Below are 13,326 nucleotides of genomic sequence, written 5' to 3'. Positions count from 1 at the left end.
ATCAATCCGGGGCCGGCTCGGCGTCGGCGGACGCGTCGTCTGGCGACTTGCAGCAATGCTGCAGCCACAACCCCGCGATCACCAGTGCCAGCGCGCACAGCGCGGCCACCGCGACGCCGGGGAAATCCTGCGCGGCCACGCGCAGTTCGCTACGTCGCGGCACCAGGTAGACCGCCACCCCGAGCCACCAGCCCAGCACCACGCCACCCATCCACGCGCAGGCCTTGGCGATGACGACCGAGCGCGCCACCGCCAGCGGGTGCAGCCTGTTCACCCCGACCCCGATGTCGCCGTCGCGGATTCGGGCGCGCACGTAGAAGCCCCACCCGGCGACGGCCACCGCGACACCCAGCAGCGACACCCCGGTCCAGACCGTGATCGGCGGGAACCACCGGTAGACGATGCGCACCAGCAGGTAGCCGAGCACCGTGGTCACGGCGACAGCCGCGGCCAGGTCACGCACCCGGGTCGGCCCCATCAGCGGACCACCAGCTGCAGATCCGTTTCCCGCACGCCCGCCCGCTCGGCCGGCTTCAGGCCGGCGAGCAGCGTCGCCACCGCGACGCGGGAACCGGTCTGCGTCAGCGTCGCGTCGGGCTCCACGGCCAGCCACGGCACCAGAACGAACGCGCGCTGGTGCGCGTGCCGGTGCGGAAGCGTCAGCACGTCGTCGTCGACCGTCACCTCGCCGTCGTCGGTGCGGACCTGGACCAGGTCGACGTCGAGCGTGCGCGGACCCCAGTGCTGGGTACGCACCCGCCGGGCCGCGTCCTCGATCTCGTGTGCGCGCGCCAACCAGGCGTGCGCGTCGCGGGCGGGGTCATCGGCCACTACCACCGCGTTGAGGAACGGGCCCTGTTCGACCCCGCCCCAGGCCGCGGTCTCGTAGACCGGGGACACCGCGCGCACCGCGGCGCCGAGCGCGTCGAGCACCGACTGCAGGTGAGCCGATCGGTCCCCGAGGTTGGACCCGATGGAAAGCACTGTGGTGGTCAAGCCGGTGGCGCCCCTTGCCCGCCGCGGCGCGACCGGCGGGCCACCACCGCCACGTCGGCGAACTCCAGCGGGATCGGGGCCGTCGGCTTGTGCACCACCACTTCGGTGGCGTGCACCCGCTCGTCGGCCAGCACGCCGTCGGCGATCTCCGCGGCCACCGTCTCGATCAGCTGACGCGGCGGCCCGGCCACCACGTCGGCGGCCCGCTGCGCCAGCGCACCGTAATCGAGGGTGTCGGCCAGGTCATCGCTGGCGGCCGCGACGTCGAGGTCCATCCAGACCGTGATGTCGACGACGAAGTCCTGGCCCTCGCGCCGCTCGTGGTCGTACACGCCGTGGAAGCCGCGGACCCGCAGGCCGCGCAACTCGATCCGGTCAGTCACGTGACCCCTTCCCGTGCGCCGCGTCCTGCCAGGCCGAGACCACCGCGAGCGCGTCGACCGAGGCCGCGACGTCGTGCACCCGCACGCCCCAGGCGCCGTGCCAGCCGGCCAGCGCCGAGATCACCGCGGTGGCGGTTTCGCGCCCGTCCGGCGGGCGGGGCCGCCCGTCGGGGCCGGCGAGCAGCGTGCCGAGGAACCGTTTGCGCGAAGCCCCCACCAGCACCGGGATACCGGTCGCGACGAAATCGGGCAGCGCCGCCAGCAGCGCCCAGTTGTGCGCTGCGGTCTTGGCGAACCCGAGGCCCGGATCGATGATCAGCTTGGCCGGGTCCACCCCGGCGGTGACGGCGGCGTCCACCCCCGAGAGCAGTTCGTCACGCACCTCGGTGACCACGTCGCCGTAGTCGGGTACCTCGTGGGGCCGGTCCTGCCCCACCGACCGCCAGTGCATCAACACCCACGGCACCCCGGCCTCGGCGACCACCCGGACCATGTCCGGGTCGGCCCGGCCCCCGGACACGTCGTTGACGATCGACGCGCCGTGCGCCACGGCCGCGGCGGCCACCTTCGCGTGCATGGTGTCGATGCTGACCGTGATCGATTGCTGGGCGAGTTCTCTGATCACGGGCAGCACCCGCGCGGTCTCGATGTCGGGGTCGACGCGCACCGCGCCGGGGCGGGTGGACTCACCGCCGACGTCGACGATCGCCGCGCCCGCGGCCGCGAGCCCGACGCCGTGCTCGATCGCGCGATCGCGGTCGAGGAACAGACCGCCGTCGGAGAAGGAGTCGTCGGTGACGTTGACCACGCCCATCACCTGCACAGCTGGACTCACTTGCGAAGGATCAGGTCCAGAGCTTCGGCGCGAGATGCCTTGTCGGTCTTGAACTGTCCGCGCACCGCCGAGGTCGTCGTGACCGCCCCGGGCTTCCGGATGCCGCGCATCGCCATGCACAGGTGCTCGGCCTCGATGACCACGATGACGCCGCGCGGGTCGAGCCTGCGCATCAGCGCGTCGGCCACCTGCGCGGTCAGCCGCTCCTGCACCTGCGGCCGCTTGGCGTACAGATCGACCACCCGGGCCAGCTTCGACAGCCCGGTGACCCGGCCGTCCTCGCCGGGGATGTAGCCGACATGCGCCACCCCGTGGAACGACACCAGGTGATGTTCGCAGGTCGAGTACATCGGGATGTCCTTGACCAGCACGAGCTCATCGTGCTGCTCGTCGAACATGGTCTTGAGGACGTCGTCGGGGTCGGTGTAGAGCCCGGCGAAGATCTCCCGGTAGGCGCGGGCCACCCGGGCCGGCGTGTCGACCAGACCCTCCCGGTCGGGGTCTTCGCCGACGGCGATCAGCAGCTCGCGAACAGCTGCCTCCGCGCGGGCCTGGTCGAATGTGGCGAGGGTGATCGTGGCCGAGTTGTTGTGCGACCGCGTCATCGATGTCTCCATTCGGTTGTCGGCCGGTCTAGTCCCGGCGGGGCGCGTCGTTACGGCCTTCGTGACGTCCGTGGTCGCGCCCGTTCTCGTTGCCCTGGTCCTGCTGGCCGCTCTGCTGCGGGGGCTGCTGGTAGGGCGGGTAGTGCGGCGCCGGCGCACCCTGCCAGCCCGACGGCGGATACCAATAGCCCTGCGGCTGCTGGTGCTGGGGCTGCTGATGCTGCGGCGGCCCCTGATGCTGGGGCTGCGGTCGCTGGGGCTGCTGCTGTTGGGGTGGCGGCGGCCAGCCCGGCGCGTGCCAGCCCGCGGGGGCGCCGTAGTCGGGCTGGGTCGGACCGTTGGGAGCGCCGTTGGCGCCGTGGGCACCACTGGCACCGTTGGCACCGTTGTTGCCCGATTCGGCAGCGGCTTTGGAGGCTTGCGCGATGGCGGTCTTGAAGGCCGGTTCGGGCACGGGTTTGGGCCACGGCTCGCCGCGTTCGATGGCCAACTCGCCCGGCGTCTTGATCGGCGGCTTGTCCGACGGGATCCGCCCGCCGAAGTCGTCGAACATGGTCAGTCGTGGGCGCTTCTTCACGTCGGAGAAGATCGCCTCGAGCTCGTTGCGGTGCAGCGTCTCCTTCTCGAGCAGCTGCCCGGCCAGCGTGTCGAGCACGTCGCGGTACTCGGTGAGGATCTCCCACGCCTCGGTGTGGGCGGCCTCGATGAGCTTGCGGATCTCGTCGTCGATGTCGCGGGCGACCTCGTGGCTGTAGTCGGCCTGGGTGCCCATCGTGCGACCTAGGAACGGATCACCGTGCTCGGTGCCGTAGCGCACCGCACCCAGCTTGGAACTCATGCCGTACTCGGTGACCATGGCGCGGGCGATCTTGGTGGCCTGCTCGATGTCGGACACCGCGCCGGTGGTGGGCTCACGGAACACCAGTTCCTCGGCGGCGCGGCCGCCCATCGCGAAGACCAGCCGGGCGATCATCTCCGACCGGGTCATCAGGCCCTTGTCGTCTTCGGGGACGGCCACGGCGTGGCCGCCGGTGCGGCCGCGGGCCAGGATCGTCACCTTGTAGATCGGCTCGATGTCGGGCATCGCCCACGCCGCGAGGGTGTGCCCACCCTCGTGGTAGGCCGTGATCTTCTTCTCCTGTTCGCTGATGATCCGGCTCTTGCGGCGCGGACCGCCGACGACGCGGTCGACGGCTTCCTCGAGCGCGGCGCCGGTGATCACGGTGCCGTTCTCCCGGGCCGTCAGCAGCGCGGCCTCGTTGATCACGTTGGCCAGGTCGGCGCCCGACATCCCGACGGTGCGCTTGGCCAGCCCGTCGAGGTCGGCATCGGGAGCCATCGGCTTGCCCTGCGAGTGCACCCGCAGCACGGACTTGCGGCCGGCCAGGTCGGGGCTGGTGACCGGGATCTGGCGGTCGAAGCGGCCGGGCCGCAGCAGGGCCGGGTCGAGGATGTCGGGCCGGTTGGTGGCCGCGATGAGGATGACGCCCTGGCGGTCGCCGAAGCCGTCCATCTCCACCAGCAGCTGGTTCAGCGTCTGTTCGCGTTCGTCGTGGCCGCCGCCCATACCCGCACCACGCTGGCGACCGACCGCGTCGATCTCGTCGACGAAGATGATGCACGGGCTGTTCTGCTTGGCCTGTTCGAACATGTCGCGCACGCGGGAGGCGCCGACCCCGACGAACATCTCGACGAAATCCGAGCCCGAGATGGTGAAGAACGGGACGCCGGCTTCCCCCGCCACGGCGCGGGCCAGCAGCGTCTTACCGGTGCCGGGCGGACCGTAGAGCAGCACGCCGCGCGGGATCTTGGCGCCCAGCGCCTGATACCGCGACGGGTTCTGCAGGAAGTCCTTGATCTCGTAGAGCTCCTCGACCGCCTCGTCGACGCCGGCGACGTCGGCGAACGTGGTCTTGGGCATGTCCTTGGAAAGCTGCTTGGCCTTGGACTTGCCGAAGCCGAAGCCCATCCGGCCGCCGGTCTGCATGCGGGAGAACATCACGAACAGCGCGACCAGCAACAGCAACGGGAGCATGTAGATCAGCAGCGTGCCGAGCATGCTGCTCTGGTTGACCACCGTGTTGATCTTGGCGTTCTTGCTCTGCAGCTGCTCGAACAGCGGCACGCCGTACCCGGTCGGGTACTTGGTGATGATCTGCTTGCTGCCCTCGACCTCGTTCTTCAGCTCCAGCCGAAGCTGTTGTTCGCGGTCGTCGAGCTGCGCCTTGTCGACGTTGTCGCCGGCGATCTGGGCCACCGCGACGGACGTGTCGACGGGCTTGTATCCGCGGGTGTCGTCGCTGAAGTAGAAGAACGACCAACCGAGCAACAACACCACGGCGATCACCGTGAGTGTGCGGATCACATTTTTTCGGTTCATGAGCGGGTGCGGTTCATCGATGTGTACAGCCGGCGAGCGGACCCGCCAACAAAATCCTTCCGAGATGCGCAGCTGGAATAGTCAAGGCTACCGCTAGACCAACGATTGGCAGTTCCCGGACGTTCACCTGTTCCTGGTTGAGTGGGCAGGTGCGCACGCAGATGGTGCAGACGAACGGGGTGTGGCTGCGCGTGGCCGAGGCCGGGCAGCGGGGCGCTCCGCTGGTGGTGCTCTGCCACGGCTTCCCGCAGCTCGCGTTCACGTGGCGACACCAGATCGACGCGCTGGCCGCCGCGGGCTATCACGTGCTGGCCCCCGACCAACGCGGGTACGGCGGCTCGGAGGCGCCCGAGGCGGTCGAGGCCTACTCCGTCGACGAGTTGACCGCCGACGTGGTCGGGCTTCTCGACTCGGAGGTCGGCGGTGGCGCCGACCAGGCGGTGCTGGTGGGCCACGATTTCGGCGCCGTGGTCGCCTGGACGGCGCCCCTGCTGGCGCCGCAGCGCTTCCGCGCGGTCGCCGGGCTGAGCCTGCCCCCGGTGCCCAGGCCCAGGGTCCCCACCACCCAGGCCTTCCGCCGCATCGTCGGGGACCGCTTCTTCTACATCCTGTACTTCCAGGAACCCGGCCCCGCCGACGCCGAGCTGGCCCGCGACCCGGCCACGACGTTCCGCAAGATCTTCGCGATGGGCCCCAGCGCCGTCAGTGACGCCACCGGCGCTGCCGCAGGCTTCCTCGACCGCCTCCCCGACCCGGGCCGGGTGCCGCCCTGGCTGTCGGAACGCGACTTCGCGGTCTATGTCGACGAGTTCACCCGCAGCGGGTTCACCGCACCGCTGAACTGGTACCGCTGCTTCGACCGCAGCTGGGAGTTGACGGCCGACCCGCCCGCGCCGACCGTCGACGTCCCCGCGCTGTTCATCGGCGGCACCGCCGACCCGACCCTGGCCTACACGCCGCGGCACCGGGCGCGTGAGGTCGTCACCGGCGACTACCGCGAGGTGATGATCGACGGCGCCGGCCACTGGCTGCCCGAGGAACGGCCCGACGAGGTGACGCGCCTGCTGACGGAGTTCCTCGCGGGCCTGCCCTGACCCCACGCCAGGTGCGCCGGCCACCCACTACTGTGCCTGGCATGCCGATCACAGCCACCGCCAGGAAAGTCACCCTCGCCGCCGCCAGCGGTCTGCTGGTCGCGGGACTCACGGCGTGTGACGCGCAGTCCGGACCGACACTGGAGCCCAGTTCGGACACCCGGCAGGTCACCGTGGTCGGCGAGGGACAGGTCGAGGGCACCCCGGACACCCTGACGGTCAACGCATCGATGGAGTCGTTGGCGCCGGACGCGACGACCGCGATGAACGAGACCAACGAACTGCAACAGCAGGTGATCGACGCGCTGGTCGAGCTCGGCATCGACCGCCGGGATCTGTCCACCACCGAGGCCAGCCTGCAGCCGCAGTTCGGGCCGCAGGACAACACCATCACCGCCTACCGGGCCACCAACTCGCTCGACGTCAAGATCCGCGACCTGACCCGGGCCTCCGACGCGATCTCGCTGGTGGTCAGCACCGGCGGCAACGCGGCGCGGGTCAACTCGATCAGCTACTCCATCGAGGACGACTCCCAGCTGGTGCGTGATGCGCGAGCCAGGGCGTTCGAGGACGCGAAGGACCGCGCCAACCAATATGCGCAGCTGTCCGGCCTGGATCTGGGCAAGGTCATCTCGATCTCCGAGTCGGCCGGGCCGACGCCGCCGGTGCCGATGCCCGCGTCCCCGCGGGCGCTGGAAGCCGCCGTGCCGCTGGAACCGGGCCAGCAGACCGTCGGCTTCACGGTGACGGTCGTCTGGGAGCTGGCCTAACCGACGGGCTCGACGAGCACCGGGATGCCGTTGAGCACCGCGGTGCCCGACAGTGGATCGAGCGTCGTCCCGTCGTTGAGTTGGTTGACGTTGACGCCCGGCTCGGCGGCGGCCACCTGCTGACCTGTGCCGGCACGGTCGTGTCCCCAGCCGTGCGGCAGGGAGGTGACGCCGCGGCGCATCCCGTCGTCGAGTTCCACCGGAACCACCAGCTCGCCCCCGGGCCCCTTCACCCGGGCGGTGTCGGTGACGCCGATCTCGGCCGCGTCGTCGGGATGGATCCGCAGGGTGCACCGGTTGGTGCCGCCGGCCAGCGCCGGCAGGTTGTGCATCCAGCTGTTGTTCGAGCGCAGATGGCGCCGGCCGATCAGCACCATCGCGGCCGGTGTCGACGTCACCGCCTCACGGAGCCGCGCGGTGTCGGCCACCAGCTGGTCGGGGGCGAGTTCGATTCGGCCCGAAGGGGTTCGGAGCACCTCGGCCAGCCGCGGCCGCAACGGCCCGAGGTCGATGCCGTGCGGTGCGGCCTTCAGCGCGGCCAGCGTCAACCCGTCGGGCCGGGCGCCGAACGCGTCGCCGTAGGCACCCAACCGGAGCATCAGGTCGAGTCGCCGCTCGTAGCCGGGGCCCTCGGCCAGCATCGCGGTCAGTTCGTCGACGTCCCGCCCGGCCACCGGTGAGTCCGGGTCGGCGGTCTCCTTGGCCAGCGTCGCCGCGATGACCTGATCGTCGACCAGAGCCGGATCGCCGTCAGCCCCGACGCCGGACAGGATCAGCACGATGCGCGCCAGGATCTCGGCCTCGTCGGGCCGGTCGGCGCGGGGCAGCACCGGCGGCGAGTAGCGCGCGTTGTTGCGCACCGCGAGCGCGTTGAGCGCCAGATCGAAATGCGGGCTCGCCGACGGCGGGGGCGGCGGCAGGATGACGTCGGCGTGCCGGGTCGTCTCGTTGAGGTAGGGGTCGACGCTGAGCATGAAATCCACACTCGCGAGCGCCCGGTCGAGGCGGTCGCCGTCGGGCGCGGACAGCACCGGATTGCCGGCGATCGTGACGATCGCCTTGATCTGCCCCTCGCCGGGGGTCTCGATCTCCTCGGCCAGCGCAGCCGCCGGCAGTTCGGACAGCGCCTCGGGATACCCGGACACGCGGCTGTGCCACCGACCGGTGCGGAACCCGCGGCCGGGCTTGGGCGGCCGCGGCGCCGGGGCGGTGGGCGCCAGCGGGAACATCACCCCGCCGGGCCGGTCCAGATTTCCGGTGAGGATGTTGACGACGTCGACGAGCCAGCTGCCCAGCGTGCCGAACTCGACGGTGGAGGTGCCGATGCGGCCGTAGACCGCGGCCGACGGCGCCGCGGCGAGCTCGCGGGCCAGCACCCGGATCTCCGACGCGGCCACGCCGCAGTGGTCGGCGACGACCTCGGGGGCGAAGTCGTCGGCCAGCGCCCGCACCTGCTCGAGACCGTCGACGTGCTCGGCCACCGGTCCGAGGTCGACGAGGGCTTCGTCGAACAGTGCGTGCACCACCCCCAGCAACAGCGCCGCGTCGGTGCCGGGGCGCGGGGCCAGGTGCCGATCGGCGATCTCGGCGGTGCGGGTGCGGGCCGGATCGATGACGACCAGCCGGCCGCCCCGCTTGCGCAGCGCGCGCAGCTTGCCGGGGAAGTCGGGGGCGGTGGTCACACTGCCGTTGGAGACCAGCGGATTGGCCCCGATCACCACCAGGTAGTCGGTGCGGTCCAGGTCGGGAACGGTGAACGCGACGGGGCTGCCGAACATCAGGCCCAGCGCCACGTGCTTGGGCATCTGATCGAGCGTGCTGGCCGAGAACACCTGCCGGGTGCCCAGCGCGCGCACCACCAGCGGGGTGTAGAGCCCGCCCGCGACGGTGTGCGCGTTGGGATTACCGAGGTAGACGCCGACCGCGCCACCGCCGTGCTGGGCGAGGACACCGCCGAGGCCGTCGGCGACCGCGGCGAACGCCTCGTCCCAGGTGGCCTCGGTCAGGACGCCGTCGCGCCGCACCAGCGGGGTGGCCAACCGGTCGGGGTCGTTGTCGAGTTCGGCGAAGCTGGCCCCCTTGGGGCAGATGAAGCCGGCGCTGAACACGTCGTCACGATCACCGCGGGCGCCGGTGACGCGGCCGTCCGCCAGCGTCAGCGTCAACCCGCAGGTGGCCTCGCAGAGTGGGCAGATCCTCAGCGCCGTGTCGGTCATGACCGCATTCTGCGCTCGTCAGCCGGCTTCGTACACCCTGGGTTCGAGGGTGCCGATGAACGGCAGGTCCCGATAGCGCTCGGCGTAGTCCAGGCCGTAGCCGACCACGAACTCGTTGGGGATGTCGAAGCCGACGTAGGTGATGTCGACGTCGGCGCGCACCGCGTCGGGTTTGCGCAACAGCGTGCAGACCCGCAGCGACCGCGGATTGCGGGTCGCGAGGTTGCGCAGCAGCCAGGACAGCGTCAGCCCGGAGTCGACGATGTCCTCCACGATCAGCACGTCGCGGTCGTTGATGTCGCGGTCGAGGTCTTTGAGGATGCGCACCACCCCCGACGACGATGTCGAGGATCCGTAGGAGCTGACCGCCATGAACTCCAGTTGGGTGGGCAGCGGAATCGCGCGCGCCAGGTCGGTGACGAACATGACCGCGCCTTTGAGCACCGTGATCAGCAGCAGATCCTGGCCGCCGGGGTCGGATGTCGCGTCGCGGTAGTGGTCGGCGATCTGCGCGGCGAGTTCGGCGGTCTTGGCGCGAATCTGCTCCTCCGACAGCAACACCGACTTGATGTCCCCCGGATACATCTGGTCAGCAGGCGCAGGCACGTCCACAGCGTAGCCGGGGCGGGGCGGCGCGCCCGGGCGGGTGGCGGCCGCTCAGACCGGCTCGCTGTACAGCCGTAAGCAGCCACCCCGGCGGCCCGCGAACAGGCGCACCCGGCGGCCGGTGCTGGGTACCGCCACCGCGCCCTGGCCGCGCCATGCGGTGACCAGCGCGTCGACCGCGCGCAGGTGGGTGTCGGTCAGCCCGCAGGCGCCGTGGGCGAGCAGCCATCCCCGCAACACGCGGCGCCGGACCGCGTCGGGCAGCTCGGTCAGCGCTGCGACGTCGGGCTCTTCGCCGAGACCGGACAGGACCGCGGCGGCCATCGCATCGAGCGCGTCGTTGTCCTCGCGCAGCGCGGTGGCGGTGCGGGCGAGCGCCTCGGCGACCCCGCCGGAAAGGACGTCTTCGAGCAGCGGCAGCACCTCGGTGCGCAGCCGGACCCGGGTGTAGCGCGGGTCCCTGTTGTGCGGGTCCTGCCACGGGGTCAGGCCGGCCTGCGCGCACGCGGCCCGGGTGAGCGCGCGGCGCACTCCCAGCAGCGGCCGGCACCACGGCGGGTCCAGTGGGCGCATGCCGGCGATCGAGCGGGCCCCCGAGCCGCGCCCCAGACCGAGCAGAACCGTCTCGGCCTGGTCGTCGAGCGTGTGCGCGAGCAGCACCGGCCGACCGTCGCGAGCCTGCTCGAGCGCGCGGTAGCGGGCCGTCCGGGCCGCCGCCTCCGGACCACCCGCACCCTCCACTTGCACCGGGATCACCTGCGCCGCAGTGCATCCCGCGACGATGGCCTGTTCTCGTGCGGCGGCGGCGACTGCGCGGGAATCGGGTTGCAGGCCGTGGTCGACGATCAGCGCAGTGGTCGGGCGCAGCCCGGCCGCGGCGATCGTCAGCGCCAGGGAATCCGCACCACCGGACAACGCGACACACCACGGACCCGGGTCGAGCCGGTGATCGCGCGCGAACCGCGCGACGGCGTCGCGCACCTGCGCTACAGCACCCGGTCGATCCATCGCTGTGGCACGTCGATCTCGGCGGGGCGCGGCAGGGTCTGCGCGTCGGTCCACACGACGTTGAACCGGTCCATGCCGACCTTGCCGACGACCTCGTCGACGAAGGCCTTACCGCGGGTGTACTGGCTCAGCTTCGCGTCGATGCCGAGCAGGGCGCGCAGAACACGTTGCAGCGGAGACTGTTTGCGTTGCCGGCGCTGGTCGAAGCGGGCCCGGATGGTGGCCACCGTCGGCACCACCGCCGGCCCGACCGCGTCCATCACGTGCTCGGCGTGGCCCTCCAGCAGCGTGCCCAACACCAGTAGCCGGTCGAGGGCCTCGCGCTGCGGCTCGGACTGCACGGCGCGCAGCAGGCCAAGCACCCCGCCCGTCGAACCCGGCTCTGCGGCAACCGGATCGCTGCGCCGGTCCCGCACATAGCCGGCCAGCCGGGAGACCACCTCGGTCAGGTCGTCGGTGGCCTCCTCGGTGAGCACCGCCAGCGCGTTCTTCATGTGTTCGGCCAACCACGGGTTGGCCCGGAACTGCACCCGGTGGGTGACCTCGTGCAGGCAGACCCACATCCGGAAATCCGCGGGCGCGACGCGCAGCTGGCGCTCGACGGCGATCACGTTGGGATAGACCAGCAGCAGTTCGCCCCCGCCCGGGGCGAACGGGTCGTACTGGCCCAGGATCCCCGACGACACGAACGCCAGCACCGCGGCGGTCTGCGCACCGGCGATCCGGCCGGTGATCATCCGGGGCTTGGCGCCGCCGTCGTCGGAACCGCCGCCGGTCATCACCTTCATCGAGTGCGTCGCCGCCCGGATCCACTGCGGGCGGTTGACGATTCGCGCCTCGGGGATCTCGCCGCCCTCTATCAGCCCGGTGACCTCGCGTACCGGGATCTCCGACGCGCGGGCCGAGTCGGTGAGTTGCTCGACCGACTGGCGCCGGGTGTAGTCGGTGGCCGGCGGCTCCGGCCGGGCCAGCTTGCCGCCCAGCGTGGCGGCCAGCTCCCAGTCCACGGCGCGCCCGACGGCGAACGACGCTCGGGCAGAACGGTTCACGTGCGACACCCGCAGGACCGCAGGGTCGCGGCGAAGGCGTCCAGCGCGGTGCGGCCGGTCGGTCCGGCGTCGTTGGACAGCAACGCGAACGTCAGCACCCGGCCGTCGGCGTCGGTGACGATGCCGGCCAGCGAGTTGGTTCCGGTCAACGAACCCGTCTTGGCGCGCAGGTACCCGGCCGCCTCGGTGTCGTGGTAGCGGTAGGACAGCGTGCCACTGCCGCCGGCGATCGGCAGCAGGTCGACCAGCGGCCGCAGGTCCGGGTGCTCGGTGCCGGCGGCCGCGGTGACCACCTCGTCGAGCGTGGCGGCGGTCAGCCGGTCGTCGACCGACAGCCCGCTGGAGTCGAACAGACGCGCACCTGTGGTGTCGATGCCGGCTTTCTTCAGCGTCGTCAGCACGGCGTCGGCGGCGCCGTCGAAGCTCTGCGGCTTGCCCAGCTCCGCGGCCACCTCGCGGCCGATCGACTCGGCCATCACGTTGTCGGAGAAGTTCATCATGTCGCGCAGCCGCTGCATCAGCGGCGGCGACTGCACCGACGCGATCTCGCGGCCCTGCGCAGCCGACGGGAGCACCCGCACCGTCTTCGGGTCGACCCGCAGCGCCGTCGCCAACGACCTCCCGGCATCCAGCGCCGGGGTCGCCGACCGGCGGGACTCGACGCTGACCGGCTGGGTACGGCCACCGTCGAGCATCACGGACTCGATCGGCGCGATGTCGCCGCCGTCGATGTCGAGCGGATCCCAGCCGACGGCCATCGACGGGCCCCTGTAGGCGCTGACGTCGACCGCCACGGTTCTGACGGTGACCCCGCTGCGGCGCACCTGGTCGGCAAGGTCGACGATGCGCGCCGCGTCCCGGTACCAGGTGTCCTGGCCCCGCGGCACGGCCGACAGCGTCTGGTCGCCGCCGCCGACGAGCACCACCACCCCGGGCGACGGCGTCACCACCCGCGTGGTCAGCCGGTCCTCGCGGTCGAGGACGAGCAGCGCGGCCGCGGCCGTAAGCGCCTTGTTCGTCGACGCCGGCTGCATCGGGATGCCCGCGCCCTGCTCCCACAGCTGCTCACCGCTCATCGCGTCGGTGATGCTTCCGGTGAACAGTCCGAGGTTCGGATCGGCCAGCACCGGGGCCAGCGCGGCGGCCAGCCCGTTCGGCGTCGGCTTGGCCGCGGAGTCGGTCACCGGTGTGACGCCGGGCTGCGCCGAGGCCGGGGCAGGCGCGGGCGGTGCGGCGATCTGCTCGCCGGACTGGCGGGCGGCCAGCACCGATGCCGCCCCGACCACGGCCACCAGCAGCACGACTGCCAGGCCGAGGAGCACGTAGGTGGATCGTCGCCACCGAGTGGGCCGCATGTAGTGCAGGGTATCGCTCGTCTAGGGTT

13 protein-coding genes are annotated in these 13,326 nt (G+C 71.5%); 2 read left to right on the top strand and 11 right to left on the bottom strand.

Features of this window, described 5'->3' with window-relative positions; genetic code table 11:
• Position 1: 1 nt before the first annotated feature.
• From G6N31_RS23995 to ftsH, 6 genes are read right to left on the bottom strand one after another with little or no spacing between them, the layout of a single operon-like run.
• Positions 2 to 478: a DUF3180 domain-containing protein gene (locus G6N31_RS23995; RefSeq protein ID WP_098005034.1), complete on the bottom strand. Its 477-nt coding sequence runs from the start codon at positions 476 to 478 to the stop codon at positions 2 to 4.
• Positions 478 to 996 (bottom strand): 2-amino-4-hydroxy-6-hydroxymethyldihydropteridine diphosphokinase, encoded by a 519-nt coding sequence (gene folK, locus G6N31_RS23990; protein WP_098005035.1) that lies wholly within the window; start codon positions 994 to 996, stop codon positions 478 to 480. The genes G6N31_RS23995 and folK overlap by 1 nt, the downstream gene beginning before the upstream one ends.
• Positions 993 to 1,379 carry a dihydroneopterin aldolase gene (gene folB / locus G6N31_RS23985; RefSeq protein WP_098005036.1) on the bottom strand — a complete coding sequence of 129 codons (387 nt, stop codon included), beginning with the start codon at positions 1,377 to 1,379 and terminating at the stop codon, positions 993 to 995. Before folB ends, folK begins: the two co-directional genes overlap by 4 nt.
• A complete protein-coding gene (gene folP / locus G6N31_RS23980; protein ID WP_098005052.1) occupies positions 1,372 to 2,193 on the bottom strand; it encodes a dihydropteroate synthase in 822 nt (273 codons plus the stop codon). The genes folB and folP overlap by 8 nt, the downstream gene beginning before the upstream one ends.
• A gap of 17 nt (positions 2,194 to 2,210) precedes the next feature.
• On the bottom strand, positions 2,211 to 2,819 hold the full coding sequence (gene folE / locus G6N31_RS23975; protein ID WP_098005053.1) for a GTP cyclohydrolase I FolE: 609 nt from the start codon (positions 2,817 to 2,819) through the stop codon (positions 2,211 to 2,213).
• A 28-nt stretch (positions 2,820 to 2,847) separates the two neighbouring features.
• Positions 2,848 to 5,199: an ATP-dependent zinc metalloprotease FtsH gene (ftsH, locus tag G6N31_RS23970; protein ID WP_098005037.1), complete on the bottom strand. Its 2,352-nt coding sequence runs from the start codon at positions 5,197 to 5,199 to the stop codon at positions 2,848 to 2,850.
• 161 nt (positions 5,200 to 5,360) lie between these two features.
• On the opposite strand from ftsH, the gene G6N31_RS23965 reads away from it, so the two are divergent.
• On the top strand, positions 5,361 to 6,293 hold the full coding sequence (locus G6N31_RS23965; RefSeq protein ID WP_179964372.1) for an alpha/beta fold hydrolase: 933 nt from the start codon (positions 5,361 to 5,363) through the stop codon (positions 6,291 to 6,293).
• Positions 6,294 to 6,334: 41 nt separating this feature from the next.
• Positions 6,335 to 7,063 (top strand): SIMPL domain-containing protein, encoded by a 729-nt coding sequence (locus G6N31_RS23960; protein ID WP_098005039.1) that lies wholly within the window; start codon positions 6,335 to 6,337, stop codon positions 7,061 to 7,063.
• Here G6N31_RS23960 and G6N31_RS23955 read toward each other — a convergent pair.
• The 5 genes from G6N31_RS23955 to dacB all read right to left on the bottom strand — a co-directional run bounded on the left by G6N31_RS23955 (position 7,060) and on the right by dacB (position 13,297).
• The gene (locus G6N31_RS23955) at positions 7,060 to 9,279 is read right to left on the bottom strand and encodes a molybdopterin-dependent oxidoreductase (protein ID WP_098005040.1); all 2,220 of its coding nucleotides are present in this window, start codon (positions 9,277 to 9,279) and stop codon (positions 7,060 to 7,062) included. The two genes, G6N31_RS23960 and G6N31_RS23955, sit on opposite strands and share 4 nt — an antisense overlap.
• 18 nt (positions 9,280 to 9,297) lie before the next feature.
• A complete protein-coding gene (gene hpt / locus G6N31_RS23950) occupies positions 9,298 to 9,864 on the bottom strand; it encodes a hypoxanthine phosphoribosyltransferase (RefSeq protein WP_179964371.1) in 567 nt (188 codons plus the stop codon).
• 72 nt (positions 9,865 to 9,936) lie between these two features.
• Positions 9,937 to 10,893 (bottom strand): tRNA lysidine(34) synthetase TilS, encoded by a 957-nt coding sequence (gene tilS, locus G6N31_RS23945; RefSeq protein ID WP_098005042.1) that lies wholly within the window; start codon positions 10,891 to 10,893, stop codon positions 9,937 to 9,939.
• Positions 10,872 to 11,942 carry an Rv3626c family coenzyme F420 biosynthesis-associated protein gene (locus G6N31_RS23940; protein WP_098005054.1) on the bottom strand — a complete coding sequence of 357 codons (1,071 nt, stop codon included), beginning with the start codon at positions 11,940 to 11,942 and terminating at the stop codon, positions 10,872 to 10,874. The genes tilS and G6N31_RS23940 overlap by 22 nt, the downstream gene beginning before the upstream one ends.
• A complete protein-coding gene (gene dacB, locus G6N31_RS23935; protein WP_098005043.1) occupies positions 11,939 to 13,297 on the bottom strand; it encodes a D-alanyl-D-alanine carboxypeptidase/D-alanyl-D-alanine endopeptidase in 1,359 nt (452 codons plus the stop codon). The genes G6N31_RS23940 and dacB overlap by 4 nt, the downstream gene beginning before the upstream one ends.
• Between the last annotated feature and the right edge of the window lie 29 nt (positions 13,298 to 13,326).

The organism is Mycolicibacterium duvalii, from assembly GCF_010726645.1.
Lineage (GTDB): Bacteria > Actinomycetota > Actinomycetes > Mycobacteriales > Mycobacteriaceae > Mycobacterium > Mycobacterium duvalii.
The sequence above is the reverse complement of the archived record's forward strand: the minus strand, read 5'-3'. Positions and strand labels throughout refer to the sequence as shown.